At 43.1% G+C, this 26,330-nt stretch carries 35 protein-coding genes; 29 read left to right on the forward strand and 6 right to left on the reverse strand.

The annotated features are described in order from the left end of the window. The first annotated feature begins 14 nt into the window (after positions 1-14). The 7 genes from BN1546_RS17745 (at position 15) to crcB (BN1546_RS17775) (ending at position 8,874) form a co-directional block, all read left to right on the forward strand. Positions 15-764: a tRNA threonylcarbamoyladenosine dehydratase gene (locus BN1546_RS17745; RefSeq protein WP_013372626.1), complete on the forward strand. Its 750-nt coding sequence runs from the start codon at positions 15-17 to the stop codon at positions 762-764. Positions 765-936: 172 nt separating this feature from the next. Further along, positions 937-2,235: an NCS2 family permease gene (locus BN1546_RS17750; protein ID WP_090738434.1), complete on the forward strand. Its 1,299-nt coding sequence runs from the start codon at positions 937-939 to the stop codon at positions 2,233-2,235. A gap of 98 nt (positions 2,236-2,333) precedes the next feature. Then, positions 2,334-4,151: an ABC transporter ATP-binding protein gene (locus tag BN1546_RS17755; protein ID WP_090738435.1), complete on the forward strand. Its 1,818-nt coding sequence runs from the start codon at positions 2,334-2,336 to the stop codon at positions 4,149-4,151. A gap of 140 nt (positions 4,152-4,291) precedes the next feature. Next, positions 4,292-6,433, forward strand: a complete 2,142-nt coding sequence (locus BN1546_RS17760) for a HelD family protein (RefSeq protein ID WP_090738436.1) — start codon at positions 4,292-4,294, stop codon at positions 6,431-6,433. Between the two features lie 279 nt (positions 6,434-6,712). Continuing rightward, the gene (locus BN1546_RS17765) at positions 6,713-8,023 is read left to right on the forward strand and encodes a replication-associated recombination protein A (protein ID WP_090738437.1); all 1,311 of its coding nucleotides are present in this window, start codon (positions 6,713-6,715) and stop codon (positions 8,021-8,023) included. Positions 8,024-8,110: 87 nt separating this feature from the next. Then, a complete protein-coding gene (gene crcB, locus BN1546_RS17770) occupies positions 8,111-8,512 on the forward strand; it encodes a fluoride efflux transporter CrcB (RefSeq protein WP_058830120.1) in 402 nt (133 codons plus the stop codon). Beyond that, the gene (gene crcB / locus BN1546_RS17775) at positions 8,509-8,874 is read left to right on the forward strand and encodes a fluoride efflux transporter CrcB (protein ID WP_058830119.1); all 366 of its coding nucleotides are present in this window, start codon (positions 8,509-8,511) and stop codon (positions 8,872-8,874) included. The genes crcB (BN1546_RS17770) and crcB (BN1546_RS17775) overlap by 4 nt, the downstream gene beginning before the upstream one ends. Before the next feature lie 106 nt (positions 8,875-8,980). On the opposite strand, the gene BN1546_RS17780 is transcribed toward crcB (BN1546_RS17775), so the two are convergent. Beyond that, the gene (locus tag BN1546_RS17780; protein WP_090739166.1) at positions 8,981-9,811 is read right to left on the reverse strand and encodes a PPK2 family polyphosphate kinase; all 831 of its coding nucleotides are present in this window, start codon (positions 9,809-9,811) and stop codon (positions 8,981-8,983) included. A gap of 291 nt (positions 9,812-10,102) precedes the next feature. Here BN1546_RS17780 and BN1546_RS17785 point away from each other — a divergent pair, with 291 nt between their 5' ends. From BN1546_RS17785 to BN1546_RS17795, 3 genes are all read left to right on the forward strand, one after another. Then, complete coding sequence (locus BN1546_RS17785; protein ID WP_090738438.1) at positions 10,103-11,308, forward strand: WXG100 family type VII secretion target; 1,206 nt, start codon at positions 10,103-10,105, stop codon at positions 11,306-11,308. Positions 11,309-11,322: 14 nt separating this feature from the next. Next, complete coding sequence (locus BN1546_RS17790) at positions 11,323-11,673, forward strand: hypothetical protein (protein WP_013311534.1); 351 nt, start codon at positions 11,323-11,325, stop codon at positions 11,671-11,673. Between the two features lie 87 nt (positions 11,674-11,760). Continuing rightward, entirely contained in the window at positions 11,761-12,045 is a 285-nt protein-coding gene (locus BN1546_RS17795) for a maleylpyruvate isomerase N-terminal domain-containing protein (RefSeq protein WP_255305406.1), read from the forward strand. Between the two features lie 228 nt (positions 12,046-12,273). Here the strand turns inward: BN1546_RS17795 and mnmA are convergent, their stop codons facing one another. Continuing rightward, positions 12,274-13,395 (reverse strand): tRNA 2-thiouridine(34) synthase MnmA, encoded by a 1,122-nt coding sequence (gene mnmA, locus BN1546_RS17800; protein WP_176702339.1) that lies wholly within the window; start codon positions 13,393-13,395, stop codon positions 12,274-12,276. A 304-nt stretch (positions 13,396-13,699) separates the two neighbouring features. Between mnmA and BN1546_RS17805 the strand changes: the two genes are divergently transcribed. Next, positions 13,700-14,119 (forward strand): cysteine metabolism transcriptional regulator CymR, encoded by a 420-nt coding sequence (locus BN1546_RS17805; RefSeq protein ID WP_013372613.1) that lies wholly within the window; start codon positions 13,700-13,702, stop codon positions 14,117-14,119. A gap of 92 nt (positions 14,120-14,211) precedes the next feature. On the opposite strand, the gene BN1546_RS17810 is transcribed toward BN1546_RS17805, so the two are convergent. From BN1546_RS17810 to BN1546_RS17820, 3 genes are all read right to left on the reverse strand, one after another. Next, positions 14,212-15,435, reverse strand: coding sequence for a tyrosine-type recombinase/integrase (locus tag BN1546_RS17810; RefSeq protein ID WP_090738440.1), 1,224 nt, complete (start codon positions 15,433-15,435; stop codon positions 14,212-14,214). An 88-nt stretch (positions 15,436-15,523) separates the two neighbouring features. After that, positions 15,524-15,934: an ImmA/IrrE family metallo-endopeptidase gene (locus BN1546_RS17815; RefSeq protein WP_090739167.1), complete on the reverse strand. Its 411-nt coding sequence runs from the start codon at positions 15,932-15,934 to the stop codon at positions 15,524-15,526. 9 nt (positions 15,935-15,943) lie between these two features. Further along, a complete protein-coding gene (locus BN1546_RS17820; RefSeq protein WP_090738441.1) occupies positions 15,944-16,372 on the reverse strand; it encodes a helix-turn-helix domain-containing protein in 429 nt (142 codons plus the stop codon). A 191-nt stretch (positions 16,373-16,563) separates the two neighbouring features. Between BN1546_RS17820 and BN1546_RS17825 the strand changes: the two genes are divergently transcribed. The 15 genes from BN1546_RS17825 to BN1546_RS17895 all read left to right on the forward strand — a co-directional run bounded on the left by BN1546_RS17825 (position 16,564) and on the right by BN1546_RS17895 (position 25,274). Further along, a complete protein-coding gene (locus BN1546_RS17825; RefSeq protein WP_061829360.1) occupies positions 16,564-16,764 on the forward strand; it encodes a helix-turn-helix domain-containing protein in 201 nt (66 codons plus the stop codon). Between the two features lie 30 nt (positions 16,765-16,794). Next, positions 16,795-16,986: a helix-turn-helix domain-containing protein gene (locus BN1546_RS17830; protein WP_090738442.1), complete on the forward strand. Its 192-nt coding sequence runs from the start codon at positions 16,795-16,797 to the stop codon at positions 16,984-16,986. Positions 16,987-17,003: 17 nt separating this feature from the next. Further along, positions 17,004-18,125: a ParB N-terminal domain-containing protein gene (locus BN1546_RS17835; protein ID WP_090738443.1), complete on the forward strand. Its 1,122-nt coding sequence runs from the start codon at positions 17,004-17,006 to the stop codon at positions 18,123-18,125. After that, positions 18,122-18,553, forward strand: a complete 432-nt coding sequence (locus tag BN1546_RS17840) for an ORF6C domain-containing protein (protein ID WP_014599959.1) — start codon at positions 18,122-18,124, stop codon at positions 18,551-18,553. Before BN1546_RS17835 ends, BN1546_RS17840 begins: the two co-directional genes overlap by 4 nt. Positions 18,554-18,658: 105 nt before the next feature. Further along, positions 18,659-19,027 (forward strand): hypothetical protein, encoded by a 369-nt coding sequence (locus BN1546_RS17845; RefSeq protein ID WP_090738444.1) that lies wholly within the window; start codon positions 18,659-18,661, stop codon positions 19,025-19,027. Next, on the forward strand, positions 19,018-19,419 hold the full coding sequence (locus BN1546_RS17850; protein WP_090738445.1) for a hypothetical protein: 402 nt from the start codon (positions 19,018-19,020) through the stop codon (positions 19,417-19,419). Before BN1546_RS17845 ends, BN1546_RS17850 begins: the two co-directional genes overlap by 10 nt. A gap of 57 nt (positions 19,420-19,476) precedes the next feature. Next, positions 19,477-20,010 carry a hypothetical protein gene (locus BN1546_RS17855; protein WP_255305409.1) on the forward strand — a complete coding sequence of 178 codons (534 nt, stop codon included), beginning with the start codon at positions 19,477-19,479 and terminating at the stop codon, positions 20,008-20,010. A 179-nt stretch (positions 20,011-20,189) separates the two neighbouring features. Further along, positions 20,190-20,597 (forward strand): hypothetical protein, encoded by a 408-nt coding sequence (locus tag BN1546_RS17860; RefSeq protein WP_255305410.1) that lies wholly within the window; start codon positions 20,190-20,192, stop codon positions 20,595-20,597. 17 nt (positions 20,598-20,614) lie between these two features. Further along, complete coding sequence (locus BN1546_RS17865) at positions 20,615-21,046, forward strand: HNH endonuclease (RefSeq protein WP_090738447.1); 432 nt, start codon at positions 20,615-20,617, stop codon at positions 21,044-21,046. Continuing rightward, the gene (locus BN1546_RS17870; RefSeq protein WP_090738448.1) at positions 21,039-22,055 is read left to right on the forward strand and encodes a phage replisome organizer N-terminal domain-containing protein; all 1,017 of its coding nucleotides are present in this window, start codon (positions 21,039-21,041) and stop codon (positions 22,053-22,055) included. Before BN1546_RS17865 ends, BN1546_RS17870 begins: the two co-directional genes overlap by 8 nt. A 6-nt stretch (positions 22,056-22,061) precedes the next feature. Next, the gene (gene dnaI, locus BN1546_RS17875) at positions 22,062-23,018 is read left to right on the forward strand and encodes a primosomal protein DnaI (RefSeq protein WP_090738449.1); all 957 of its coding nucleotides are present in this window, start codon (positions 22,062-22,064) and stop codon (positions 23,016-23,018) included. 128 nt (positions 23,019-23,146) lie between these two features. Continuing rightward, positions 23,147-24,265: a DNA polymerase III subunit beta gene (gene dnaN / locus BN1546_RS17880; protein ID WP_090738450.1), complete on the forward strand. Its 1,119-nt coding sequence runs from the start codon at positions 23,147-23,149 to the stop codon at positions 24,263-24,265. Between the two features lies 1 nt (position 24,266). After that, positions 24,267-24,785, forward strand: coding sequence for a DUF1064 domain-containing protein (locus BN1546_RS17885; RefSeq protein ID WP_090738451.1), 519 nt, complete (start codon positions 24,267-24,269; stop codon positions 24,783-24,785). Beyond that, positions 24,754-25,050, forward strand: a complete 297-nt coding sequence (locus tag BN1546_RS17890) for a hypothetical protein (RefSeq protein ID WP_090738452.1) — start codon at positions 24,754-24,756, stop codon at positions 25,048-25,050. Before BN1546_RS17885 ends, BN1546_RS17890 begins: the two co-directional genes overlap by 32 nt. After that, on the forward strand, positions 25,047-25,274 hold the full coding sequence (locus tag BN1546_RS17895) for a hypothetical protein (RefSeq protein WP_090738453.1): 228 nt from the start codon (positions 25,047-25,049) through the stop codon (positions 25,272-25,274). Before BN1546_RS17890 ends, BN1546_RS17895 begins: the two co-directional genes overlap by 4 nt. 24 nt (positions 25,275-25,298) lie before the next feature. Here the strand turns inward: BN1546_RS17895 and BN1546_RS17900 are convergent, their stop codons facing one another. Then, a complete protein-coding gene (locus tag BN1546_RS17900; RefSeq protein WP_014599948.1) occupies positions 25,299-25,517 on the reverse strand; it encodes a helix-turn-helix domain-containing protein in 219 nt (72 codons plus the stop codon). A gap of 114 nt (positions 25,518-25,631) precedes the next feature. On the opposite strand from BN1546_RS17900, the gene BN1546_RS27350 reads away from it, so the two are divergent. The 3 genes from BN1546_RS27350 (at position 25,632) to BN1546_RS17910 (ending at position 26,281) form a co-directional block, all read left to right on the forward strand. Next, entirely contained in the window at positions 25,632-25,793 is a 162-nt protein-coding gene (locus BN1546_RS27350) for a hypothetical protein (RefSeq protein ID WP_019687510.1), read from the forward strand. 120 nt (positions 25,794-25,913) lie between these two features. Further along, entirely contained in the window at positions 25,914-26,102 is a 189-nt protein-coding gene (locus BN1546_RS17905; RefSeq protein ID WP_090738454.1) for a hypothetical protein, read from the forward strand. Further along, positions 26,099-26,281 (forward strand): hypothetical protein, encoded by a 183-nt coding sequence (locus BN1546_RS17910; protein ID WP_090738455.1) that lies wholly within the window; start codon positions 26,099-26,101, stop codon positions 26,279-26,281. The genes BN1546_RS17905 and BN1546_RS17910 overlap by 4 nt, the downstream gene beginning before the upstream one ends. Positions 26,282-26,330: the final 49 nt, after the last annotated feature.

Here is a 26,330-nt window from a genome sequence, read left to right on the forward strand (position 1 = left end):
GGGAGGATTACCATATGCTGCATCAATTTTCACGCACGGAACTGGCCATCGGGACGGAAGGTCTGGAGGTTATGAAAAATAGCACGGTAGCTGTATTGGGTATCGGCGGTGTCGGTTCAATTGCAGTGGAAGCGCTGGCGCGAACGGGTGTTGGACGCATTATTTTGATTGATAAGGATGTCGTAGATATTACCAATATTAATCGCCAAATTCATGCGCTGACGACAACAGTAGGTCAAAAAAAGGCTGATCTGATGGTAGAGCGTGTGAAGCTGATTAATCCTGAATGTGAAGCAATTGCACTGAACATGTTCTATACAGAAGAAACATATGAGGAGCTATTCAAGTACGATCTGGATTATGTGCTGGATGCTTCAGATACGATTATTTACAAAGTTCATTTGATTAAAGAATGCTTGAAGCGGGGAATTCCGATGATCTCCAGTATGGGCGCTGCGAATAAAATGGACCCAAGTCGTTTTCAAGTAGCTGATATTTCCAAGACAAGAATGGACCCGATTGCCCGTGTCATCCGCACCAAGCTGCGCAAGGAAGGCATTACCAAAGGCGTCAAGGTTGTATTCTCTGATGAGGAGCCAATGAAGCCGCGCGAAGAAATTACCAAAAAAATTGTACCTGCCAACGCACCTGAAATCCGGAAGGCGAAACAGCCGCCTGCAAGCAATGCTTTTGTACCTCCGGTAGCAGGCTTGATCATGGTGAGTGTGGCTGTGAAGGATTTGTTAGAGCGCGCTGGTGTGTAAGCTGAAAAAGTAGCATGACAGACATTTATAGATTACAGTAGTATGTATTCACTTTTAAGACCTGTAGTTCTGTGCATCACTTCTTGGTGTCACAGTAGGCTACAGCTCTTTTTGTTTTGAAAAAACGCAGCTTACTGCAAACAGATTGAACAACTTGCTGGAGGGTTTTGGTATGAAGGATGGGCTATGGTCCAGAAGTCTCGGTTTCAAGCCCGAGCATCATTGGAAAAAGGAATTAGCCGCGGGTGCCATTTCTTATTTTTCCGTTGTATACATTATTATGGTTAATGCAACTATCTTGGCAGATGCGGGCATTCCTCTTCAAGGGGCAATGCTCGGGACGCTGCTGACATCGATGATCGGCTGTCTACTGATGGCTTTTGGCGGAAAGTCTCCCATGGTCGTTGTACCAGGGATGGGGATTAACGCCTTTTTCACTTACACGCTCGTACATTCCATGAAGCTGAGCTGGCAGGAAGCGTTGATGGTAGTTGCCGTCACAGGGGTGATATTCGCCATTGTGGCATTTACATCATTGTACAAGCTGATAAGCCAGGCGATTCCCCACAATTTGCAACATGGAATTACGGTGGGCATTGGTTTGTTTTTAACCTTTATCGGCTTGCAAAAAAGCGGGATCGTGATTGCACATCAAACGACTTTTGTGGCTATTGGTCATTTTAATGATCCTAAGGTGATTACAGCCTGTGTAACGTTACTGCTCGCTATTGTATTATTTGTGCGTAACGTTCAGGGAGGTTTGCTGATCAGCATTTTAGCAGGAACTGGGCTTGCATACGTACTGGGGGCTGTAGAGCCGGCAAGCACGGTGCGAACCTCTGAAACAGTACGACAGTACGGGCAATTGTTTGGAGAACTTTCTTTTTCAGGCATCGTCTCGGTAGCCTTCTGGATCGCTGTTTTTTTGCTGTTACTGATTGTGCTGTTCGAGAATGTTGGAATGATTACTGCACAGACCAACATGATTGGAAGACCGGATTCTTTTAAGAATAGCTTGCGTGCGTTAGCTGTGACCAATATTTTTGCTGGTATTCTGGGCAGCAGTCCCGCGGTAGCCGCTGCGGAGTCTACAGCTGGTATTGCCGCAGGGGGACGTTCGGGAATGACACCGCTGGTAACAGCAATTTTATTCGGAGCCACATTTTTCTTTATTCCATTGTTGGCTTATATTCCTGACAGTGCCATTGCGCCTGTATTAATCATTATCGGGGGCCTAATGGTGCAAAATGTGCGAGAGATGGATTTCAGTGATTTTACCGAATCGTTTCCTGCGTTTCTGATCATGGTGATGATGCCCTTTACTTACAGTATTGTAGATGGGATGGCATTTGGTTTTATTGCATACCCCGTAGCCAAGCTGGCAGCAGGACGGGGCAAGGAAGTGCCTGTCGCATTATATATCATTTCTGTACTGTTTGTGGCTAACTTTGTGCTTCATTCTCTGGTGTAGTAAACTCGAAGATAGGTTGTACTGTTCATACCCGCGCAGAGCGCGGGTGTTGTTGTTTGAACAAGAAATGGTCAGACAGGAAGCGAGGTTGATGGTTTATGGAAAAAGAACATCATGGGCGACAAGATGAGCAGGAGGATCGGACGAAGGAAAAGCCGGGGAAAAGGCCGGATAAGGCTGGTATGGGTCGGTTTATCAAACTGATTGCGAGTGCACATCCGCCCAAGGCCATTCTGATCATTGCCCTGATTCTGACCCTGATTCAGACGATTGCTGGTTTAATCGTACCGATGATGACCAAAGGGTTAATTGATGGCTTAACCTTTTCTTCACTGAACCGTATGGTCATTATTGGTCTGCTTGGCGCTTTTGTGCTTCAAGCGGTAGCTTCGGCGGTTTCGATCTATATGTTGAACTATGCCGGGCATAAGATTGTGGCTAATTTGCGCAAACGTTTATGGCATAAAATCTTATCTCTACCTATCCCTTACTTTGATCGAAATCGGTCAGGAGATACGATGAGTCGAGTCACCAATGATACAAGCCTGATTATGAACTTAATTACCGAGTATCTAGTTAATCTGATCTCTAATGTAATTGCAATTATTGGTGGTATTGCGTTGTTATTTTATCTGGATTGGGTGATGACGCTCATTATTATGACCATTGTTCCGCTAACAGCCCTGATTTTATTTCCGGTAGGCAGAAAAATGTATCGTATCTCCAAAAAACAGCAGGATGAGATGGCAGATCTGACCTCAGTACTGAGTCAGGTTATCGGCGAAATCAGGCTGGTTAAGGCCTACGGAACGGAAAGCAGAGAGGCACAGGCCGGGGAGGATCGCATTTACCGTATGTTCCGCTTCGGGTTGCAGGAGTCACGTATATTGGCCCTTGTAGGTCCTATTTCTACCTTTTTGCTAACTGCGGTGCTGGTTATTATATTGGGTGTTGGTGGTGTTCGCATCGCATCGGGTGTACTGACTGCGGGGGATTTGGTGGCTTTTATTTTGCTACTATTTCAGGTGATTACACCGATGGCCCAATTCACGACCTTGTATTCACGTCTGCAAAAGGTGGTTGGAGCCACTGAACGGATTCAGACTATTTTAGATCATGAAGAGGAACCACTTGAATTGAAGCAGGAAGCGGCAAAAGAGAGCAGAGATATTGTATTTCGTGATGTTGCTTTTTCCTATACCGAAGGTGAGGAGGTTCTTCATCATGCAAACCTGGTCATACCGGCTAACCGGACGACAGCATTCGTGGGGCCGAGCGGAAGTGGGAAGTCCTCCTTGTTTTCATTGTTGGAGCGCTTTTATGTGCCAGATACAGGGGAAATTCGTTACGGAGACGAATCGATATCTTCATATACACTTTCCTCCTGGCGCTCCAAAATTGGTTATGTATCACAGGAAAGCTCAATGATGACCGGAACGATTAGAGATAATATTACGTATGGCTTAGGACGCGAAGCTGATTTGGAAGAAGTGAGACGAGCTGCCATGATGGCGTATGCGGATACATTTATTATGGATCTACCTCAAGGCTACGATACGGAGGTAGGGGAGCGGGGAATGAAGTTGTCCGGCGGGCAACGTCAACGGATTGCCATTGCGCGTGCGCTTCTTCGCAGTCCTGACATCCTCATGCTGGATGAGGCTACTTCTAGCCTGGACAGCTCATCCGAGCATGAGGTGCAGAAGGCCTTAGCGAACTTGATGGAAGGACGTACGACAATTGTCATTGCACACCGATTGTCTACAGTAGTCCACTCCGATCAAATTATTGTGTTGGACAAGGGCAATGTAACTGGTGCAGGGACCCATACCGAGTTATTAGAGACCCATCAGGTGTACCGCGAGCTGGCTCAAAAGCAGTTTGTGGAGATGGGAGAAAAGCTCCATACTTTGTGAAAGGGCGGGGAAATGGGCGTTTTAGGAAATAAGGTTGGATTTTTGTGGTCAAATGTGTTACGCTTACTTTCCTTTTTTTGTGTCGGAGCAAGGGATAAGATGCAGAAATCGAGACTTGATATTCTTAGGAGGTAACTGAAATGGAGAATGAGTTTCAAAGTGCCTATCAAGAAGAACAGCACAGGCTGTCGCTTGCTATGGAGGAAATTGATCGGAGGCTGGAACGGCTTCGCAATACACCGGTTTACACCGGGCATGACTTTACGGAGCAAGTACTGGAATCGGCACGGGAGGAAAAACGCCAGGCTTTGGCCAAAAGCTCGCAGGAGCCTTACTTTGGGCGTATGGATTTTGATGAGCGCGGTAGAGGGCAGCGGAAGCCGCTTTATATCGGTAAAATCGGGGTGGAGCGTGAAGAAACGTCAGCGTATCCGCTGGTGATTGATTGGCGTGCACCGATTGCTAGCTTGTTTTATTCGTTTACAGGTGGTGAAGAAACGGCGTCTTATGAAGCTCCTGAGGGAACTGTCGAAGGCTTGGTGTATCTGAAACGTAACGTTGTCATTCGTAAAAGGATCCTGGAACGGGTAGCGGATACGTACAATCGTGAAAGTGACGAGCCTGCCGTTTCCGATGAATTTCTCGTTTATCGTTTGGGAGAGAACAAGGATAACCGTTTACGGGATATCGTATCTACCATTCAAGCAGAGCAAGATCAGATCATCCGCGCGGCTAAAAATACAGCCCTCGTTATTCAGGGGGTAGCGGGTAGTGGCAAGACGACAGTAGCGCTGCATCGACTCGCATTTTTGCTGTATCAATACAAGGATCAGGTATCGGCAGACAAAATGGTTATTTTCGCACCCAACCATATGTTTCTCGATTATATTTCAGATGTACTTCCAGAGCTGGGGGTCGGAAATATTCAGCAAAGTACATTTGCAGATTGGGCGCTAGGTTTACTGGGGCTGGATTTACCTTTGGCAGATCCTACCGAAACGTTATCTTATTGGTTTGAAAGTGGCGGCTTGAGAACGGAATCTATGGATGAGGCGCCGGGTAGATTTAAGGGGTCGGTTCATTTTATGAAGCTGCTTCAGGATTTTGTGGAACGACTGGAGCCTATCTCGGTGCCTGAGGGCGACTTTTCACCTTGGGATGGTGCGGTGCTGTCCCGAACTGAGATTTTGAATTGGTTCAATGAGGAATATAAGCCCTATCCGCTCGCGAAGCGGAAGGAGCGTGTGCTGGCAAGAGTCCATCGCTGGATTGAGATGGAACTGAAAAAGTCACCTTCGGCGGCTGCGCTCAAGGAACGGAAGAAAAAAGCCGGATCTCGGGAAAAGGCGTATGCTAAAAAATGGCCACAATACGATGCACTGACGCTCTACAAGCAGCTTTTTCAGGCAGCTAAAGGGTTACCCGCAGAGGCCGCTGCGGAAATGAAGGCTTCTTTGCCGGCTTCTATCTTTAAGGCCACACAGTCGGACCTGCGAAGTCAGATAATTCGTGAAGAGGATCTAACTGCGTTAGTATATCTTCACGTGCTGATTCATGAGGTAGAATCATCTCAACGTTTTGACCATGTAGTCATTGATGAAGCGCAGGATTTTTCACCTTTTCATATCGCCTTGCTGGATTTGTTCGTAAAAGGGCATTCCTTTACGATACTGGGCGATTTATCGCAGGGGATTCATGAATATCGTGGTGTACATGCATGGGAGGAAATGAGTTCTCTTTTTGCACCTGAACAAACGGGGTATTTTGCACTTACACGGAGTTATAGATCAACTTTGGAAATTATAGAATTTGCAAATACAATTTTGGAGCAGGGAGTACGTGGCGGCATTACAGCGGTTCCAGTATTTCGTAGCGGCGATCCGGTGCGTACCGTGTCTTACGACTCGTCTGTACGTGGGGAGAGTTTGCTCACCGCTTTAAAAGAGCTTTCCTCCAAGGAGTATCGTACTGTTTCTGTGCTGACACGTACCTTAAAAGAAGCTGTAGAGCTGCATGAGGTTTTCACAAGTGCGGGATTGGATGTCCATTTGATTGACGGTGGTAAAAAGCAATATGAAGGCGGCTTGTCTGTGCTGCCTGTATATCTGTCCAAAGGTCTGGAATTTGATGCAGTTATTGTGGCCGATGCCGACCAGGATCATTATGGAGAACGGACATGGGATGCCAAGCTGTTGTATGTAGGATGTACGCGTGCGCTGCATGAGCTGTGGTTATTGCATGACGGTCCACTTCCAAGTTACGTACAGGCGCAAACGGAGTAATTAGAACGCTGTATGTCATGCCAACCAAAGAACAGCCACGAAATTCATTTTTCGTCCCAGGCTGTTCTTTCTTTTTAGTTGAATCACGTGTAGGGATACAGTTATACCGTGACCAGGCTATCTGCAACTTGTTAACCGATATGGTAGAATAAGAGGCGGTTTATCATCGTTTTAATGCAGTAGATAAATTGAATTTTCATGTCTTTTAGCTGTATGGGCGAACTTGTTTTCAATGAAAAAAGAAAGTGTTCGTTCATAAATGATAAGGAAGTGAATGAAATGGACTTATTTTCATATTCCCAGGAATCAACGCCAAACAATCGGTTGCTTGCAGACCGCTTGCGTCCGACTTCGCTGGATGAATATATTGGACAGGAGCATGTTGTGGGTCCGGGCAAGCTGCTGCGAAGAGCTATAGAGGCTGATCAGGTTTCTTCTATATTGCTCTACGGGCCACCGGGCTGCGGCAAAACGACACTGGCACATATCATTTCTCAACACACACAAGGCGATTTCGTCCGTCTAAATGCAGTAGAAGCCTCTGTGAAGGATGTAAGAGAAGTCATTGACCGTGCACAGACGAATAAATCGATGTATGGCAAAAAGACCATTCTGTTTCTTGACGAGGTACATCGTTTTAACAGTTCACGCCAGGATGCATTGCTGCCTGCGGTGGAAAAGGGGACGATCGTGTTTATTGGCGCCACGACGGAAAACCCTTTTCATTACGTCAACGGCGCTTTAATGAGCCGTTCTACACTGTTCCAGCTTGAAGCGCTAACCCAGGAGCATTCGCTGGCCGCTATGCGCCGCGCCTTGAGCGATGCGGACAAGGGGCTCGGCTATATGCAGCTTCAGGTAGACGAAGCTGCACTGGATCACATCGCGTCCATGGCGAACGGCGATATCCGCCGTGCTTTGAACGCGCTGGAACTAGCGGCGCTCACGACACCTCCACTAGCAGATGGCACAATTCATGTGACGCTGGAAGTGGCAGAGGAATCCATCCGCCGCCCGATTGTCAAGGCAGACGAGTCTACACAGTATGACGTGCTGTCTGCCTTTCACAAAAGCATTCGCGGTTCCAGCGACGCGGCACTATTCTGGTTCCTGTATGCCGTAGAGAAGCTCGGTATGGACCCGATGACCTTTATTCGCCGCCTTATCGCAGCAAGCAGCGAGGACATTGGCCTGGCGAACCCGCAGGCGATGGTCCAAGCAGTGAGTGCGCTTGAAGCCTACCGCAATAACGGCTGGCCTGAGGCTAAACTGAACATTGCACAGGCCATTTTATTCGCTGTGGAAAGTCCCAAGTCGAATGCCGTATACACGGCGATTTCACGGGCCATGTCGGCCATGGACGATATGAAATCGGCCGAGGTGCCGCTGCATCTGCGCGATGCACACTACAAGGGCTCGGAAAAACTCGGCCATGTTGGCTATCAATATCCGCATAATTTTCCGAATCACTATGTAAGGCAGCAATATTTGCCCGATTCGATAGCAGATCAGACCTTTTACCAGGCCACTGAGCAGGGAAATGAGTCTAAAATCAGGCAAAATCAGCGTTGGCGGGATTCACAATCTTAATATATGGGTGACTTTAATATACGGAATGTGTACGATTTGTTGTCATGTTACACCATGATCCGGTAAGAGCGAAGAAGGGGATAAAAAATGAAAGACGTACTATTCGTCGCCGCGGGTGGAGCGATCGGAACCTCTGCTCGCTACAGCCTGCAATTACTGTTGCCTGCGGCTGGGGCGGATTTTCCGCTTGGCGTGCTGCTAATGAATTGGCTCGGCTGTCTGTTCCTAGGCTGGTTCTTTACGGTAACCTTGCGATCGTGGCGGATCAAACCACATTTGCGACTTGCCATCGGAACAGGCTTTACAGGGGGATTTACCACCTTTTCCACCTTTGCAGTGGATGCTGTACGCCTCACGGTTCATGATCGCATGCTGACGGCTGTGTTGTATCTACTGCTGAGCGTAGGCGTAGGCTTACTTTTAACGTGGGCAGGTATCCGTCTAGGCACAAAAATGACGCAGACTGCCCCCAAGGGGGAACGCTTATGATCTGGTGGGCGGCGGCAGGCGGAATGGTGGGTACAATAGCAAGATACGGGCTTGGCATGTGGGCCGGAAAAAGGTTGGGTACTGTATTCCCGTGGGGGACCTGGATCATTAATATCAGCGGTTCATTACTGTTAGGGTGGCTGTATGGCGAGTTTACGCAACACAATCTGTCGCCTGTACTCTGGACGCTGCTGGGAACAGGTTTTTGTGGCGGCTACACCACCTTTTCCACATTCGGCTATGAATCTATTCAACTGATGGAACATAAAAAATACCGACGTATGGCTGTATATGTATTGTCTTCTGTAATAGTAGGAGTTATAGCTGCAGCTATCGGGTACAGGGTCAGTTATATCTTATAAATTTTCAAAATGACATGTGAGCACACAATAAAAGCTTCCAAACCCTCAATCAAGGCGTTATCAGCCGTAAATAGGAGGGTGGAAGCTCAGTGCTGTGCCTATTTAACTATTTTTTATCTCGTTCTTTGTATAATTCAGGTAAAAGTGCTTTGAGTTCAGGTCGTGGATCAGGGTCAGACAGCTTCATTTCCTCTAGCGTTTGGACAGCAATCCGCAGTACAGTATAATCTCTATACCAACGATTGTCTGAAGGAACAACATACCAAGGAGCTTGCTTGGTTGCACTTAGCTCTAGTACCTCCTCATAGTATTGAGTATATTGCTTCCAAAATTTTCGTTCCTGCAAATCACTCGGATCAAGCTTCCAGTTTTTGCGAGGCTTCTCAATCCGGTCAATCAGTTTTTCCAACTGGAATTGCTTCGAAATATGTAAAAAGATTTTAACCACCTTTACACCACTATCCAGCAACAACTGTTCAAAATGCTTGATATGTTTTATATTCCGTTTGGCCTGCTTATCGGATACCTGCCCGTGGACACGTGTAATCAGCACATCCTCGTAGTAAGAACGGTTGAACGCTGCAATATATCCTCGTCCTGGAGTTACGCTATGGGCGCGCCACAAGAAATCATGGCTTAATTCCTCCGTCGTAGGTGATTTAAAGCTGTGTACAGTCACCCCCGCAGGGTTAAGATTAGAAAACACCTGCTTGATGACGCCATCTTTTCCGCTGCAATCCATACCCTGAAATACAAACAAAACGGCTTGTTTTTTCTCTGTAAATAATTTGCTTTGTAATTCCGCGAAGCGGTCCTTCAATTGATCTGTTTCCTGTCGGATTTCTTCTTTGTTTTTGATATTCTTCGTATCCTTGGGGTCCCATTCTTTCAAAGAAACTTTTTTACCCGGTGTCAGCATTCCCAATGAATCAGACATAAAGGCACGCTCCTTTTCAATTGAAGTAATGATCATCTTGTCTACATCATATACCCAAATGGGGACGTTATCAAAAATTTCATATGTATGATCTTTATTAGCGATTTTTCTACTGGGGATGCCTCTGGTCACGAAATTTTCTTCAGGTTCAACAATTAAAAAGTTAAGTTTTAAGTCTTTAGACATAGGCAGTAAGGTTAATCTTTCTTATAACAATTAGGAATTAAGATGGTTCTCCATAAAGTTTAAGAGTGTTATTATGTCATGACGAACTCTCAACAGAGGTATAATATGACAACTATTAAAGTAACACCTGAGCAGCTTATGACTATCTCCAAGCAATTTGAACTTGCACAGCAAAAAGTGACCCAAATGAACAGCATTTTAATTCAACAAATTTCATCTATGGAACGATTCTGGGATGGAGTGACCAAAGAGCAATTCTATTATAGTTTCCAAACATCTCAGAAGAATATGAATGGCTTTGTTGCACTGACAGATTCTGTTGCAAAAGAATTGCGTCGTCATGCGGATAAATTCAGGTTAGCTGATTTGCTGGAAGCAGGTAATATTGATTCAAGCTGCTTACCACCTCCACCTAATTCATGTGCTCCCCCTGCTCCAGATACTAGAAATGCTTTGGAAAAATCAGCAGATAGTTTGGTAGAACTTGGTGAGGATTTTTTGTCTGCTGCGGAGGACAGGTACGAAAAACGCTATGACTCTGTAGGCGGATTTTTAGACTATTGGACGTTTGGAATTCCGAAAGGTTTGTATCAAGGATATGCAGAGCGTGCATCCAAGCAGTTTGATTCAGGGAATGATTTTTTTAACTTCTGGACTTTTGGTGTACATGGAACAATCAGAGAAGCAATGTTTCCTACAAATGCATGGTCAAAGGAACATTGGGCTAATATGATCGGTACAGCGGGAATCTTTGGGGGAGTCAGTTCAGTAATTAAGCCTAAGATTGGATTGGGCTCGTCAATGAAATATGAGGTGAAATCTGGGGCTAGTCTTGAAGTTAAAGGGACTTCGAATCGATTATCTGATACGATGTTAGGTAAGAATGATGCTGATCCATTTAGGGATATATATGGTCCTGGACGACTTTCTCATCCAGAAGAGTGGAGTACCATTATTAAGAATACGCAAGGAGCCGGGGTTGAAGTTAGAATTCTAGATAGAGATATTATGGCGTATGCACCCAAAGGATCAGGAAAGCCGGGGCAATTGAATATATATGAGGATGCTTCAATTAGTGCACTGCGGCATGAGTACCAACATTTTCTTGATGATAAAGCTAAAGGTTTTCCTAGTTTGGATGTAACATATGAATTCAAAAATAGGATTATCATGGAACTTAGAGCCTATATGGTCGAGATAAAAGAAGCAGAGAGGATTGGAAATAAGGACCTTGCAGAACATCTTTGGAACAATTACAGGGATGAACGGCAGTATCTTTTAGAGAATTATGGGCCAGTTAAACTAGATTGATGGGAGATAACAAAATGAAGCTACTTACTTTATCAAAGGAAATACGAGAGGGGAAAATAGGCGACGATCAATTGGTGGAATGTTTGGATATCCAGCATAATCAGGTACAGTTGAATGCAATGAGTCAGATCGCTAAAAAGAAACTATGCAATGAGAAAATAATTGAAAAATTGAAACATATTAGCCAGTTCAGAGACCCTAAGGTAAATAAGCTTTTTGGTATTGATACGCTTGGACACTATAGTATTGCTGTACTTCGAGTATTGAACACTTCTGAATCTATAAAGCAGTACGAGTTGTTAATGTCTGAACTCGATGATTTTGATAAAGGAATAGTTGAAAGAATTACAGAGGGAATAAGTTAGTGTTCATTTTTTTGAAGTCCATAGTTAGGCTTTTTTTGTGAGGAGTTCTACTTGATAATGTAAAAAAATCTTAAAATAAAAGAGCTATTGATTGCTGTATCTAATGAAGCTATTATTCGCACAAAATTAACTTGTGAACCTATAGCAGGTAAATGGTCGATTCAAGATGTGGTCAGTCATATTATGGGCTGGGATAAAAACTTCACTAAGGCGCTTATACAGATTATCGATAAGGGACAAGTCATGCTCAAGGAGCATCCTGATGTACAGACATTCAATGATTCATCTGTAGCGTTCGGTAGAACTATGAAACCACATGATTTGCTAAATGAAGCTATTGCTCAGCGTAAGCAAATGATTGCCAAACTCTAAATGGTATCAGAATCGGATTTTATGCGTCCAGTTCCTAATAGTCTGTACACTTTGGAAACGTTTTTACAAGAGACGTTTGTCCAGCATGACAAACATCATAAAGAGCAGATTATGAATTCTTTACAACTTATAAACTAAAAACATCTTTTATAAAAAAAGTCGCCCTCCATAAATCTGGAGAGACGACTTTTTTAATTCCTGCTATATCAATGCAAAATAGTCATTCATTTAAACCGTTTCAGGCTGAAGTTTTTCAACCTTATCAATGGTTCCGCCGCCCAGACAACGTTCCCCGTCATAAAATACAACAGCTTGTCCAGGGGTAATGGCCTTTTGATGTACATCGAATACGACATGCACGGTTCCATCCGTAAGCCATTGTAAAGTTACTTGCTGATCAGGCTGGCGGTAGCGGAACTTGGCTGTGCAGCGGAATTCGCCGGATGGACGTGCATCTGCGCCTTCAATCCAGTTTACATCCGTGGCAATCAGGCTGGTAGAATACAGGCTGTGGTGACGATCACCTTGTACCACATACAGGATATTCTTCTCCAAATCTTTATCTGCTACGAACCATGGTTCGCCTGAACCTGAGCCGCCAATGCCCAAGCCTTGTCTTTGGCCCAGTGTATAGTACATCAGACCATCGTGACGTCCTTTGACTTCACCCGTAGCGATATCCACCATATCTCCACCTTTTGCAGGCAGATACCCACTCAGAAACTCCTTGAAATTGCGTTCGCCGATAAAACATACACCTGTGCTGTCTTTTTTCTTGGCTGTATAAAGTCCCGCAGCTTCTGCAATTTTGCGTACTTCTGGTTTCGGCAGATGGCCGATCGGGAACATGGTGCGCGACAACTGTGCTTGGCTTAATGCATTCAGGAAATAAGTCTGATCCTTGTTGCTGTCCACACCTCTCAGCAAAGTAAAGCGGCCGTCTTCTTCCACAACCTGTGCATAATGTCCAGTAGCAACATAATCTGCTCCCAAATCCAGCGCTTTGTTCAGAAACTCGCCGAATTTAATTTCACGGTTGCACATGACATCCGGATTGGGTGTGCGTCCAGCTTTATATTCATCAAGAAAATAGGAGAATACTTTATCGAAGTATTCTTTTTCAAAATTGACTGTATAGTAAGGAATGTCGATCTGTTCACAGACGCGGCGCACATCCTCCGCATCCTCTTCAGCCGTACAACGGCCAAATTCATCCGTGTCATCCCAATTTTTCATGAAGATGCCGATTACGTCATAGCCCTGCTCCTTTAGCAGCAGCGCGGTAACGGATGAGTCGACGCCACCGGACATGCCGACGACGACACGGGTTTCATGATTGGCTTTAGCCATGGTCATCACCCAATTCTTTCAATATTGTTGTAGAACCCACCTATTGTAACATAAACGATAATAAGTTACGATGTTTGGACGAACAAATGACACGGCGAACGATGCAAGAAAGCTACATAAAACGGGCTAAATCTGTTCCTAATCGCTCGAAAGCAACTTTTTTTAAGATTGTTACCGTAATGTTTCCCTTTACCTGCCCTAATATGTTAACATAAGCTGAGGGTTAGGATCGGAATAGAGAGGTTTACAACTCCAATTATTCCGCGTGTTTAACGGAATTGTTACTATAAGCGAGGTGCCACAATTGAAAATATCAACGAAAGGCCGTTACGGCCTGACCATTATGATGGAGCTTGCAGCCAGATTTGGCGAAGGTCCAACTTCTTTGAAAAGTATTGCCGAAAAAAATCAGCTATCAGAGCATTATCTGGAACAGCTCATTGCGCCTTTGCGTAATGCAGGTTTGGTAAAAAGTATCCGTGGTGCTTATGGCGGTTATATTTTGGCGAATGAACCGTCAGGCGTAACAGCAGGAGACATCATTCGTGTACTGGAAGGTCCGATTTCTCCAGTCGATTTCACGGAAGAAGATGATCCGGCAAAACGCCAGCTTTGGCTGCGAATTCGTGACAGCATTGCTGAAGTGCTAGATTCTACTACACTTAAGGACTTGATCACATATCAAGAACATGATGAATTGGATAATTACATGTTCTATATTTAGCCAAGAGTTAGTTATATAGCCAAATTGCCTTATGTGGCAAGGGTTTTCGAGGTTATGGGTTTGAGCGAGTTACCCGCAAATTACCCGCATTTCTAATTGTTGATTGCCCATTCAAAATCGTCAGCGATCTTGATTTGGCGGTTCTTTGTGACGTGGAGATAGATCAGTTCTGTAACTTTAGAATTGCTCTTATGCCCGATTCGTGCCTGAATTTCCGGCAATCCAACTCGTGGATTAGAAGCAAGTAACGATACATGGGTATGGCGTAAACTATGTGGAGTAAGATTGGTTGGCAATTCAGCATTCGCAAGAACCTTCTTCATATAGTCTCCCACCCTTGTGACTTGAACTGGATATCCAGGATAAGACGGACACCAAAAAACAAAATTATCCTTTGGGTTAAACTTTTTGGCAGAAAGGCGTTCATCCTTTTGCGATTCCTTCAATAATCCGAGAGCCTTGGCTACAGTATCTCCAAAGCTTACAATGCGTTCGCTTTGTTCATTCTTTGGAGGAATAAAGGAATACTTAAGAACGCTTGTACCGTAAAGCTGTTTGTTTACATCAATCGTTCGTGCATCAAAATCAATATCGTCCCATTGAAGTCCTGCTGCTTCACTGATTCGTAAGCCTGTGTAGGCTAGTACAATGAAAAAAGCCCACATATTGGTTGTAAGCATAAATCTGGCTAATTGTAGAAATTTTTTTAGTTCGTCCTTCTCAAGAAATTTGGGGAGGACTTGCCTTTTTTCTCCCGCTTTCCGTGCCTTTTTTTTCTCCTTTGGTATAACTGCATCAGCGGTTGGATCGAACTCGATCAAGCATTTTCGTTTAGCGTGTTCATACATAAGAGATGCTGCTGTGTGTATAGTGGTAATAGTACTGCGGCTCTTACCTTCTTCTTTTAGTTTATAAAGGAAATCCTGATATTGACTCGCGGTCACGTCTGCAAGCGCAAAGCCACCAAATTGCTTCAACAGAACACTTAGCCCATACACGCGACTTTTGATCGTGTTGCCAGCTGGCTCTCGCTCTATGATATATGCTTTAAGCCAAGTCTGACTCCAAGTCCTTACTGTTAGGTCGTCTGTGTATTTCAACTTTTTCTGTATCTTTTTCGCCTCGATCAAGATTCCAAAATCAACTGCCTCTTGAATTGTATCAAATCTAGGCGACTCCATTTCTTTACTGCTTTTCTTCTCCTCCCCATCAATGAATTTGGTAGTGGGAATGTAGTAGCGATAAGTATACTTGCCATCACGTTCCCTTACATTTGTTGGTATCTTCCTTTTTGTGGAACTTCCTTTCTTTTTCACATTTTTGACTCCTTTCCTTTAGAAATATAAGAACATACGTTCTTTTTGTGGGTATATTTAAACAGCCTTGCAGCTGGAAAGCACAAAGTTATATGTGAAAATTATGAAGTTGTTTCGGAATGCCGCAGCGCAGTAAATAGTCTTCGTGCGTTTCCCCCGGCTCCGGTTCCACGGAATATGTCAGTAGTTTTACAGCAAAAAAGTTGGCTTGCCGTTCGTATTTCCCGACTGCAAAAAAGGTGTGCTCATCTAACCAGAATTGGCTTAAACCTGAGTGTAGACGGTCGTGTCCAAGCTCGTGAGCACATACTACACGCTGCCATTCATCAGACAGACCATTATGGATACAAATAAATCGTCTTCGCAATTTACGGTAATACAGACCGCGAGTCCCTTCATCGAATTCCACATGGCGGATTAATATGTTAAGCCCCTTGGCAATGACAAAGGGGTCGTTTGTTTTGAATCGTTTAACAAGCTTGTGAATAATATCGTCCAAAACATTCACCTACTCTTTGTCGTCCTTCGAGGCACCTTTCTTCTTTTTTCCATAAGTCTTTTTATTCAGTTCCTTGGCTTCCCAAAAAAGCCCAGTGAGCATATCCATGACTCTCTGACGCTTCTCTCCCTCAATAGGAACACCGTCAAACAAAATTGGTTGGTCTTCTTCAAGCATCTGCTTAAAGTCAGCTACGTCCTTGGATGTCGCCCATTCAGGAATTAACTGCGTATCTTCGCCTTCATCAACAGTAAAATAATCCAAAGGCTTGTTGAAATAATTAGCTATTAATTTTAACGAATCTATTTGAGGGTGTTTTGTTTGTCCCGTAAGTATTTTAGTGACACCGGTGTAGGAGACGCCTGTTTCCTTGGCAAGACGGTATTTAGTAATTCCACGTTCATCCATCAATTCCTGGATTTTATCTGCTAACTCCACAACAGCAATGCCTCCTATATATCTCAATAGTGTTATATCTCTATGAAGTTATAATAAAACACAAAAGGGAGATAAGTCAAGTATTTCGAAGAGAGCAGGAGAAAAAAGGTCATTATATAACACTATCGGGTTATATCGTGCGTTGATTATAATCCTATAGAGTTATAGTATGTGTGTAGGAGGTGAACGCAGTGGGACAAGCAATTGAAGAAAATGTGCAGAGGTTAATTGATGCAAAAGGCTGGACAATCTACCGTCTCTCTAAAGAGAGTGGGGTTGCAGTATCTGCATTGTACAACATAGGGAAGAAAAAGCAAGGTCCATATGCTGAAACGCTAGTAAAGCTCGCTGATGCTCTTGAATGCACAGTTGATGAATTGGTCAGATGCTAAAAAAATAATATTGCTACAGGAGGGTGAGCTTTGACGAATGTTGATTTAAAGCCAACGTTGAATGTTATTGACGCTGCAAATTATCTAAATGTCAGCAAATATACTGTGATCAATCGTATCAAACAAGGTAAGTTAAAAGCCTATAAACAAGGTCGGGTATGGAAAATTAAAAGAGAATGGCTTCTTGAATATGAAAATGATCTACTCAAACAAATCGCATAAACGAGAGGAGACTTATCTTGCAAATTGACATCAACAAAATCAAAGTCAATGACCGAATCCGAAAAGACTTTGGTGGAATTGAAGAACTGGCCCGAGATATAGAACAAAATGGACTCATTAATCCTATTGTAGTAACACCGGATTTTCAGTTAATTGCTGGAGAGCGGCGACTAAGAGCACATCAGTTTCTAGGTCGGAAAGAAGTAACGGTCAGAGTCATGGAAATAAAGGATTTTGAACATCAACTACAGCTTGAGATCAGCGAAAACGAACATCGCAAGGAATTCACGTTTAGCGAGCGAGTCGAGTGGGCGCGGAGATTGGAGGAGGTTGAACGTCTAAAGGCCAGAGAACGGATGGTTGGCGGCAAGGAAAATTTACCTGACCAACCAACCGGACAAGTACGGGACATTGTAGCGGATCAAGCAGGCTTTGGTTCCGGTAGGCAGTATGACAAAGCGAAGTTTATTGCGGAAAATGCTACTCCTGAAATCATTCAACAGCTTGATGAAGGTTTGATCAGCACTCATAGGGCATTTGTAGAAACCAAAGCTCGGCTCGAAGCTGCTGTGCGTGAGGCAGAGGAAAGAGCAGAGCAGGCAGAGCGGGACAAGCTTGAGTTACAAAGACAGTACAAAGATGCCATTCCTGCTGATCAACTTGAAGATGCAGTATCTGCTGCTGTAGAGCGTCATGAGGAAGAAACGGGCATTTTCATTCGTCAAAAGGAAAAAGAGGCAGAAGCACAGCTCAAGCAACGCGATGAATATTGGAAAAACAAACTCAATGATGATTTGGAAAAAGAACGTTTAAAAGTTGAACAATTGAAGAGTGGCTACCAAAGAGCTAAAGAAGAACTTGAGAGTATCAAACTCCAGAAGCCAGACGACTTCAACGAACAGGAGGCCGCTGCTCAAATGAAGAAGCTTCGCTTTGAAGCGGACAGCAACACGATCCAAGTGAGTATCCATGTGAAACAGTTTCTGCAAAAGGTTGGAATTACTTCGTTCATGTTGGGGGCAATAGGCAGTGCAAGTAGCTCTGAAAAGAAACGGTTGTCTGAAAGTTTGGATATGTTGGAAGCCTTCATTGAACAACTTCGTCCAGCCGTTAACGGTAGAAAGGTGGTAGAAAAATGACACTAATTAATCCTAATCAGCAGCCAGATTTTTTGTCTGTAGTTGAAAAGCAAATGCAACTGACAGAAGCCCAAGGCATGGCAATTAGAGGCCTCGTAGACGGTATTAAGCAAATGCATTTGGATGTAACTGAAAAAGTGGAAGAAGTTCAGATGATGGTTCAAGAGGTTCGGGACAGTGTAACGCTGACGGATGCTGAATGCTATCAGTTACAGGATGCAGTAAGAATTAGGTCCATTACTCTCACAAAAGATCGTTACAAGGAGACAGATGGAAAATTTAACGAAACGGTCGGAAAATATCGCCGCATGATTTGGAGTAAGTTGAAAGTTTTGTTCTCAGTCGCGAAGTACAGTCACATCCGGCGCATTGATTTTGATGATTCCATTTACTTCGTTAAAGACTTTCGTCCAGAAGACTATATCTAAGGGGTGAATGATTATGACTCTACCGGAATTGGCTCGTATCTGGTTCGAAAACGAATTACAGCATGCCATTATCGTTCGTAATATACAACGCAAGAGCAAGTCAAAATGAGTAGCAAAATGCAAACCATTTACTCTATTCCTATTGTGGATGATGAAGGCTTCAAATTTACATTGGATCAACCAGCAGACTCGCTTATAGCCGCTGTATTACTCATGCATCGTTGGTTGAATTGTCAACATTCGGTAGATATTGAGATGCTACAGCTGACAGAGCAGGATAAGAAAAAGCTTTCTCTTCAAAAGGAAAAAGAAATAACTGAACAAAAGCTTCGGGCCATTTATAAAACTCAATATGCTATTACAGATAGTCCATGGCCTAATCACGTTTGTATTCAGAAGATGAAACCTTTGAAGGAACAAGCAAGGCAATTGAAGGCTAAAATATCCGAACTTGAGGCGGAGATATGGAGCTGAGAGAGTTGGAAGATCATAAACGATCTAGAGTGCTTAGAGCGCAATTACGTGAGTTATATGAGGACAGCATTGACGCTGTCAAATTCGGATTACCGACTGACGAAATTCATGCTCAAATAGATTTGCTTACTGCTGAATTAAGTGAACTTGAGGAATTTAAAAATGAAGAATATGAAGGGCTAGAGGCTCCTAAGTCATCAGGATACAAGATATCTGGTAAAAAAATAGGATGCTGCAAGCATTGTGAAAAAGAAGTCTTTGAAGGACAAAAAATTCCTAATCCAAAAGAAGAAGGACTTTTCTGTAATTACTATTGCCGTAAGTTATACCGCAAAAGAAACGACAGAGAAGCCCAGAAAAACAACCGTGCTACCAACACGATCACTTTATAAACATTTCAACGGCAGTATATCACGTATTTTAAAAATTGAAAATAGGAGCGTAATAATATGAATTTAAATAATTTGGTAAATGATGCGATGCAAACTATTCAAAAAGACGGGTTTGTTGAGCAGGTCATTAAAAAGCAACTTGAGACTACTATCAAAAAAGTGGTAGAAGAGTATTTTGGCACTTACGGAGATTTTCGTAAAGAGCTAGAAAATCACGTAAAAGAGCAGTTGCAAATTGATATGAAAAAATTGGGTATCGGCGGATACAATCTTATGGTTTTGAATGAAGTTAAATCTCAGTTGAATGCCGCTCTCCATATTCAAGGTGTTCAAAAAATTAAAGAAAACATTGAACAAATGCTTGTTGGTATTAAACCTGAATACAAGTTGTCTGAATTGATTGAAGCAATGAAGAAAGATGAGAATGATCACCATGAACGAGATGGTGAAAAAATATCTTTCATTTTGGAAGGCGAGGAGGATGGGTATCGTCACATCTATTTTGATCCAGAAAGCGAAAGTAGAGATTCGTGGGGTTCTGAAAAATCAAAGTACAGATACAAATATCAACTCCACTTGGACAAAGAATGACACGTCTATGACTCTAAAATTGATGGTCAAAACCTTTCCAATAACAAAGATATTATGACATCGTTCTACCATTTTGAAAAGTTGATGTTCCAAATTTTTGCGACTGGAGCCAAGGTTATCGTGGATGAAGACGAAGTTGATACTTATTACGGCGAAGAATATTAATTGAGGGTTAAGGAGTGGCTGCATTGTCTCTACAAAAACAATATACGCTCGGAGAGCTTTATAGTCTTGCGGATCAATGCAGTCATGATTACCCTGCTACCCTGGCTCGCAAGATTGAATTGTTGACCGAAGTCCAGATTCTCCTAGGGCGCAAGTCAGCTGAGGCCGTAAGGGATTATAAGAAGAAATATGCTGAGAGGAAACGCGTTTATGCTGAAGCGTATATTGCAGCAAAGAACCTAAGGGAGCAGCGTGCGGAATTGGCGGTAATTGAACTTCGCGTCCAAGAAGCAGATGCAGAAGCTGATAAGGTCCGCTGGAGTAATGCTGTAGAAAGTAATGACCAGGTAATAAACTCTTTAAAATACAGTCTAAAGGTGTTGCTGGCGGAGTATGGAAGCTCCGCCAGCGGGATTAGATAATATCCGGGGTGAGTGAAATGGACAAAAATAGTATTTGCTTGTGGTGTGAACATACTTCTGAGGATGTAAACCACATAAGATTCGTAGACTTTACGGGTACAGGATATGGAATTTGCCAGCTGTGCTACTGGAGGTTAGAGGACGATGGTTTTATGGAACCTAACCCTCGTAGAAGACCTGTAAACATAATAAAAAAGATACCTGTTTATTCTAAAGCTTTGATTCCTAAGGAAATGAGGAAATTGGTACTAGAAAGAGATTGTTACAAATGCCAATATTGCGGGAGAGAAAAGGGACTAACCATCGACCATGTGATTCCTGAATCAAAGGGCGGACCGACTGAGCTTCATAACCTGATAGTTGCTTGTAAATCATGCAATTCCAAGAAGGGCGTTAAAGATGCTGAAAATATGAGAACTGCTATTCAGAGGATTGATACAGATGGCTGAGATTAAATGGATTAAGCTCAGCACCGGCATGTTTGACGACGAAAAAATAAAAATCATTGAAGATATGCCCGAAGCTGACACGATCATTGTTATATGGCTCAAGCTAATGACTATGACTGGCAGATCCAACATGGGCGGTTACATCATGCTAACCGAAACTATTCCATACACAGAGGACATGTTGATTTCAGTGATCAAGAGGCCGCTGCCAGTTATAAAAATGGCTCTATCCATCTTTGAAAGATTTGGGATGCTAGAAGTATCTGAGCAAGGAGCTTTCTTTCTACCTAACTGGGAGAAGCATCAGAATGTAGACGGGATGGAGAAGGTCAGGGAACAAACTAAAAAGAGGGTTCAGAAATACCGCGATAAGCAGAAGCAGTTTGGTTCAGGTGAAGCGAATTACCATGTTACAGGAAACGCTACTAGTAACGTTACAGTAACGGTCGGTAACGAAACAGATAAAGAATTAGATTTAGAACTAGAAAAAGAAAGTTGTTGTTGCTTAACTCCCGAAACTGAAATCAAATCCGAAGATGAGGGGATACCGTCTTCCCGACAGGATACCGTTCCTGTCACTCCTGAAACAGATGCCGACTCTGGACAGGATGAAATATCATCTGCGGATATGGATTATCGCAACGCTGTTGCTACCAAATACCTTCAGCGTAGGGGGAAAGGGTTAATGATCAGCTTGAAAGATGAGTCTGTTATAAGCAAGTACATCGCTGACAATATACCGCTCAAAACGGCGCTTGACGGAATCGACAAAGCTTTCGATGATTTCAAACCAAGTCCAAAGAACAAGTATGACGGTATAAAGAGTCTAAATTATTGTACAGACCTCATTTATGCACTTCATGCCAGTCGGGATACTGCGATGGAAAGCAAGAAGTCCATCGAGACAGAAGTTCAAGGACAATCCGATCAGACTGAACTGGTAAGCGAATATACCAAATCTGACATCCAAAGCATGCTTGCAAAACTGAGGGCTAAACAGGGAGGTTGATGCCATATGGAGAGCTTCGGTAAAGAACTAAAGGCATTAATACCCGCTGGTTTTGCTAAAAGACAGGCTGCGGCGCTTGAACATCTTGCAAACCACCCTGAGGTTCAGCGATTAAAGAATGAATTTCCTGAACAAACCGAGGATCTGACCGAACCAAAAAGATATAGAGATCTGTCACAGCATATATCCTATTGCGATAAATGCAGCGAGTGTCCGGGTTTACTGGATTGCCAGAACGAACAGAAGGGGCATACAAGCGTTGCAGAACCTAGCCCGACCAAAGGTGATGAACTGGTCTTTCGACTTCGAAAATGCCCATTGTTGGCTGCTTACGAAAGGGAACAAGGGATAGGTCAGAGGATCAAGAGCCACTACATCCCGGCTCACATCCTGAATGCCACCTTTGAAGACATTGAACCTGACCCGCAGCGGATATCTGCAATTGCGGCGGCAATAAACTTTTGTGATGAATTTGTACCAGGTGAAACAACAAAAGGTTTGTACTTTTACGGTCAAATGGGTGTAGGCAAAAGTCGTATTGTTGGAGCCATTGCCCAAGAGTTGGCTAAGCGTGACGTAAGCGTACTGATGGTCTATGTTCCTGATTTTCTACTGGAGGTCAAGGATGCAATTGGCTCAAATACAGAGACTGTTGAAAGCAAACTTGATGCTTTGAGAACTGTTCCTGTGTTGATATTGGACGATATCGGGGCCGAGTCATTAACGACTTGGACAAGGGATGAAGTCCTGGGACCAATACTTCAACGGCGGATGGAACGCCTAACGACGATCTACACATCGAATTTAACCATGAGTGAGCTGAAACAGCATTTGGTGAATGTGAAAGACAGCAAGCCGAGCGAACAGAAACAGAATGACAAAAAAGCGGCCCGGATCTTTGAGCGAATAGAACCATTTGTAAAGATACTGCCGGTGGGTGGTAGAAATAGACGGAGGGATTAACGGTATGTGTAGAGCATGCGAAGACACAAAGGTTGCATACAGTTTCATTGGCTCCATGATGATACTAGGTCCATGCCCAGAATGTAACCCAAATGCCAAGAAGGACACGGTAAAGGAGGACGGACCATATGAATATAGTAGTGGACAGCGCTCTATTAGCTGAGGCTTTAGAAGATGCCAGTAAGGCGATTTCAACAAAAGTAATAATCCCTATATTGAGCTGTTTTTTGATCGAAGCCACGAAGGACAGGCTTACTGTTACTGGTACCGATGACCGAGCAACTATTCAATCCTATGTTGAGGAAAACATAGACATCAAAGAGACTGGTTCGGCTGCTCTGCCCAAAGTTCTATTAGATATTCTCCAGAAGATCAATGGGAAAATAGAACTGCAAGTTAAAAATGGGAATCAAGTCACCATAAAGTCACGGAATAAGGAAATTGAGATTACTGGAATGCCTCCAGAAGAATATCCTGCTCCTCCAGAGATAAATGAAAATGAGTTTGTTGAGATTAAGGGAAAAGACTTAAAAAATTTGATCAAAAAAACAGTTTTCGCGGCTGATATAGACGGAAAATCACACCCTATCATTACAGGGGTAAACGTTATCCTTCAGAGCGGGAAAATTCAAATGGTGGCAACGAACCGACACCGATTGGCCCGTGCTGAGAGAGAATTTGATATTGGAAATATCGGCACGGCTGTTATTGAAGCTAGAGGAATAATTGAGTTACAGAAGATCGTAAATGACAACGATGAAGTAGAATTCGGTTTTTCCAAGTCTTCTGGCGGAGAAGTAATATATGCGTTCGCACGAACAGAAAGATTTATATTTTATTCTCGTGTTCTAGAAGGGATTTACCCTGATACAACCCATGCTATGGCTATTAAAGCAGTTACCGAAATACAAGTGAATCGGAAAGAACTGATTGAATCATTGGAGCTTATTTTTACATTAGCGAAAGAAGAAAAAAACAACGCTGTTACACTCTCAGTTACAGAAAAAGAAATTAACATTCGAGGTAAGGGAAAGGAAACGGGTAAGGCAACAGAAAGCATAACACCAATCAGTTTCAACGGAGAAAATTTCAACCTGACGTTGAATGCAAAATATGTGCTGGATGCATTGAAGGTCTTAGAAAACGATGTAATTACACTCGGGTACACTGGTTCTTTAAAGCCTCTCACTCTTCGGAGTGACGAGTCCAGTTTCTACATTGTTCTTCCTTATAGGGTGGCTGGATAAGATGAGTAAATATAATGCCAAAAAGGTCATTGTCACGGAGGACGGAACGTTATTTGAGGAATGGATCGTAAAAAGGTATGAACTAGATGTGATAGGTACTCTCTTTGATAGCAAAGCAGAGGGAGAGTATTACCAAGAACTCCTTCGTCAGCGCAAGTATGGAGAAATCAAAGACTTCAAGTGCCACCCTGTATTTATACTACAGGAGAAACCAAAAGTGACCTACATTGCTGATTTTCTGGTCACTAATCTGGACGATACTCAGCGAGTAATAGATATCAAGGGTGTAGAGACATCGACATTCCGCGTCAAATTGAAATTATTCCAAGCAAAATATCCGACTTTGCCTATAGATATACTCACTAAAAAACGAGGAGAATTCATTCCGATCAAGCAGTTCAAGAAAGAAAAAGCGGATCGGAAACGAGCTATCAATAAACTTTTAAAACAAGCAGAAGGAGAGAGGAAAAATGTCAGGACTATCCGGAATGCAAGTAAAATTCACCGTATTAAAAAATGAGGATATCAATAAATACCTTGATGAACGTGAGAAAAGTGATCTATCTCGTATTTTGTGGAAGGTTCAGGAGCTGCGGCTTCTGGATGGAAAGCCTCCACTTAATACGTATCTGGTAGTTAACACAGACGAACCATATGCCACTGATATAGTTCGTATCATGCAAACTAATAACCATTGGGGGCCAATAAGTGACTCAAATCAAGCGGAGATGAAATTTGAGGGTAATGCGCTTATTCTTTCGGAAGCGGAGGAGGAGATAAAATGAAACACTCCCAAAATGAAATTGAACGTCCAGAAGTAACACGACGGATCATAGAATTGCTGGACAAACAAAATGAGAAAGGCCTCAAGAAGTATGGAACCACAATAGACCAGGTATCAGATATGGCCTATGACTGGAAGCTTATGGCGCTGGAGGAGGCAATTGATCTTATTCAGTACCAGCAGAAAGAAATCATGCGACTCGAAAGGCTGCTTAACCCAATCTGAGGATAAACAAAAGGAGCACAGAGGTCATACTTCCTCTTGCTCCTCAACAAATAAATCTTCAATGGAAATATTAAGTGCTTTTGAGATCGAGAATAAAATATTTGCTTCGTGACGCTCGTTTTTGTCGAAACGACTGATAGAAGCTTGCGGAACTCCACTAAGTTCAGATAGTTGATTTTGGGTCATATCCCTTTCTTTCAAAATGTTTGTCAAATTGGGACGCACCCTAACAACCTTAGCCATGATATCACCTCAATACAATGCATTATACGATGTTGTATATTTTTTATCAATATCTATTGACTGAATATGCAAACTCGTATATTGTATATTGCATATAAAATGGAGGCGCTGATTATGAGAAAAACATACAAGCAATGGGTATTCTGGCAAGACGGGTTTTGGGAATTCGAGTGGAACTTCATCCTACTTACAATTTGGATCAAAGAATTAAAAACTCGTCTGAGCGAGTATAAACAGGTCATTAAGCTCAGAGCGTTCACCGGGATCATTCGGTGAGGTTGGCACAAGCCAAGATCAGTTAAGGAAACTTTTCCTACGCTGAATGATTCGATTACGCAACACTGTATCCGAACGAGCAACCTTGTATTGGAACCGAAAACATATAGGAGGGCGGATATGACGAAACAAGAGGCTGACGAATTTACCACAGCTTTGTCGGAACGATACGCTCAGATTCAGAAATATAACTCTCATAACAATGAATTGCTGAGTTTGTGGGAAGAAGTTATTGAAACCTTACCATCAAAATTAAAGAGTGTGTTTGAAGAAAAATACGATCACCTTGTAAGGGAGAGTAGTTCGTGAAAAAGCTCGACTTGAACAAGCTTGATGAAGAACCTATTGAAGTACAGCAGGCCGTGGCCTTCTACGCATCCCATACGATAAATAAAGTGCGTGTAACAACGAAAGAAAGATATAATCATTATTCCATTTTAGAGGAAGCTGGCTTGCTTGAACCTCTAAAATCCGTAGTGGAGCCGTAGTGGTTTAGGCTCAAAATATAAGCATAAGCAAAGGAAAAACGAATTTAAA

Source organism: Paenibacillus sp. Mc5Re-14 (genome assembly GCF_001049835.1).
GTDB classification, from domain to species: domain Bacteria; phylum Bacillota; class Bacilli; order Paenibacillales; family Paenibacillaceae; genus Paenibacillus; species Paenibacillus polymyxa_C.

Bases quoted from the DNA above. Each gene is read 5' to 3' on its own strand.
- BN1546_RS17745 (WP_013372626.1), top strand. From the start codon at position 15: ATGCTGCATCAATTTTCACGCACGGAACTGGCCATCGGGACGGAAGGT.
- BN1546_RS17750 (WP_090738434.1), top strand. From the start codon at position 937: ATGAAGGATGGGCTATGGTCCAGAAGTCTCGGTTTCAAGCCCGAGCAT.
- BN1546_RS17755 (WP_090738435.1), top strand. From the start codon at position 2,334: ATGGAAAAAGAACATCATGGGCGACAAGATGAGCAGGAGGATCGGACG.
- BN1546_RS17760 (WP_090738436.1), top strand. From the start codon at position 4,292: ATGGAGAATGAGTTTCAAAGTGCCTATCAAGAAGAACAGCACAGGCTG.
- BN1546_RS17765 (WP_090738437.1), top strand. From the start codon at position 6,713: ATGGACTTATTTTCATATTCCCAGGAATCAACGCCAAACAATCGGTTG.
- crcB (WP_058830120.1), top strand. From the start codon at position 8,111: ATGAAAGACGTACTATTCGTCGCCGCGGGTGGAGCGATCGGAACCTCT.
- crcB (WP_058830119.1), top strand. From the start codon at position 8,509: ATGATCTGGTGGGCGGCGGCAGGCGGAATGGTGGGTACAATAGCAAGA.
- BN1546_RS17780 (WP_090739166.1), bottom strand. From the start codon at position 9,811: ATGTCTGATTCATTGGGAATGCTGACACCGGGTAAAAAAGTTTCTTTG.
- BN1546_RS17785 (WP_090738438.1), top strand. From the start codon at position 10,103: ATGACAACTATTAAAGTAACACCTGAGCAGCTTATGACTATCTCCAAG.
- BN1546_RS17790 (WP_013311534.1), top strand. From the start codon at position 11,323: ATGAAGCTACTTACTTTATCAAAGGAAATACGAGAGGGGAAAATAGGC.
- mnmA (WP_176702339.1), bottom strand. From the start codon at position 13,395: ATGGCTAAAGCCAATCATGAAACCCGTGTCGTCGTCGGCATGTCCGGT.
- BN1546_RS17840 (WP_014599959.1), top strand. From the start codon at position 18,122: ATGACACTAATTAATCCTAATCAGCAGCCAGATTTTTTGTCTGTAGTT.
- BN1546_RS17845 (WP_090738444.1), top strand. From the start codon at position 18,659: ATGAGTAGCAAAATGCAAACCATTTACTCTATTCCTATTGTGGATGAT.
- BN1546_RS17850 (WP_090738445.1), top strand. From the start codon at position 19,018: ATGGAGCTGAGAGAGTTGGAAGATCATAAACGATCTAGAGTGCTTAGA.
- BN1546_RS17855 (WP_255305409.1), top strand. From the start codon at position 19,477: ATGAATTTAAATAATTTGGTAAATGATGCGATGCAAACTATTCAAAAA.
- BN1546_RS17865 (WP_090738447.1), top strand. From the start codon at position 20,615: ATGGACAAAAATAGTATTTGCTTGTGGTGTGAACATACTTCTGAGGAT.
- BN1546_RS17870 (WP_090738448.1), top strand. From the start codon at position 21,039: ATGGCTGAGATTAAATGGATTAAGCTCAGCACCGGCATGTTTGACGAC.
- dnaI (WP_090738449.1), top strand. From the start codon at position 22,062: ATGGAGAGCTTCGGTAAAGAACTAAAGGCATTAATACCCGCTGGTTTT.
- dnaN (WP_090738450.1), top strand. From the start codon at position 23,147: ATGAATATAGTAGTGGACAGCGCTCTATTAGCTGAGGCTTTAGAAGAT.
- BN1546_RS17885 (WP_090738451.1), top strand. From the start codon at position 24,267: ATGAGTAAATATAATGCCAAAAAGGTCATTGTCACGGAGGACGGAACG.
- BN1546_RS17890 (WP_090738452.1), top strand. From the start codon at position 24,754: ATGCAAGTAAAATTCACCGTATTAAAAAATGAGGATATCAATAAATAC.
- BN1546_RS17895 (WP_090738453.1), top strand. From the start codon at position 25,047: ATGAAACACTCCCAAAATGAAATTGAACGTCCAGAAGTAACACGACGG.
- BN1546_RS17900 (WP_014599948.1), bottom strand. From the start codon at position 25,517: ATGGCTAAGGTTGTTAGGGTGCGTCCCAATTTGACAAACATTTTGAAA.
- BN1546_RS27350 (WP_019687510.1), top strand. From the start codon at position 25,632: ATGAGAAAAACATACAAGCAATGGGTATTCTGGCAAGACGGGTTTTGG.
- BN1546_RS17905 (WP_090738454.1), top strand. From the start codon at position 25,914: ATGACGAAACAAGAGGCTGACGAATTTACCACAGCTTTGTCGGAACGA.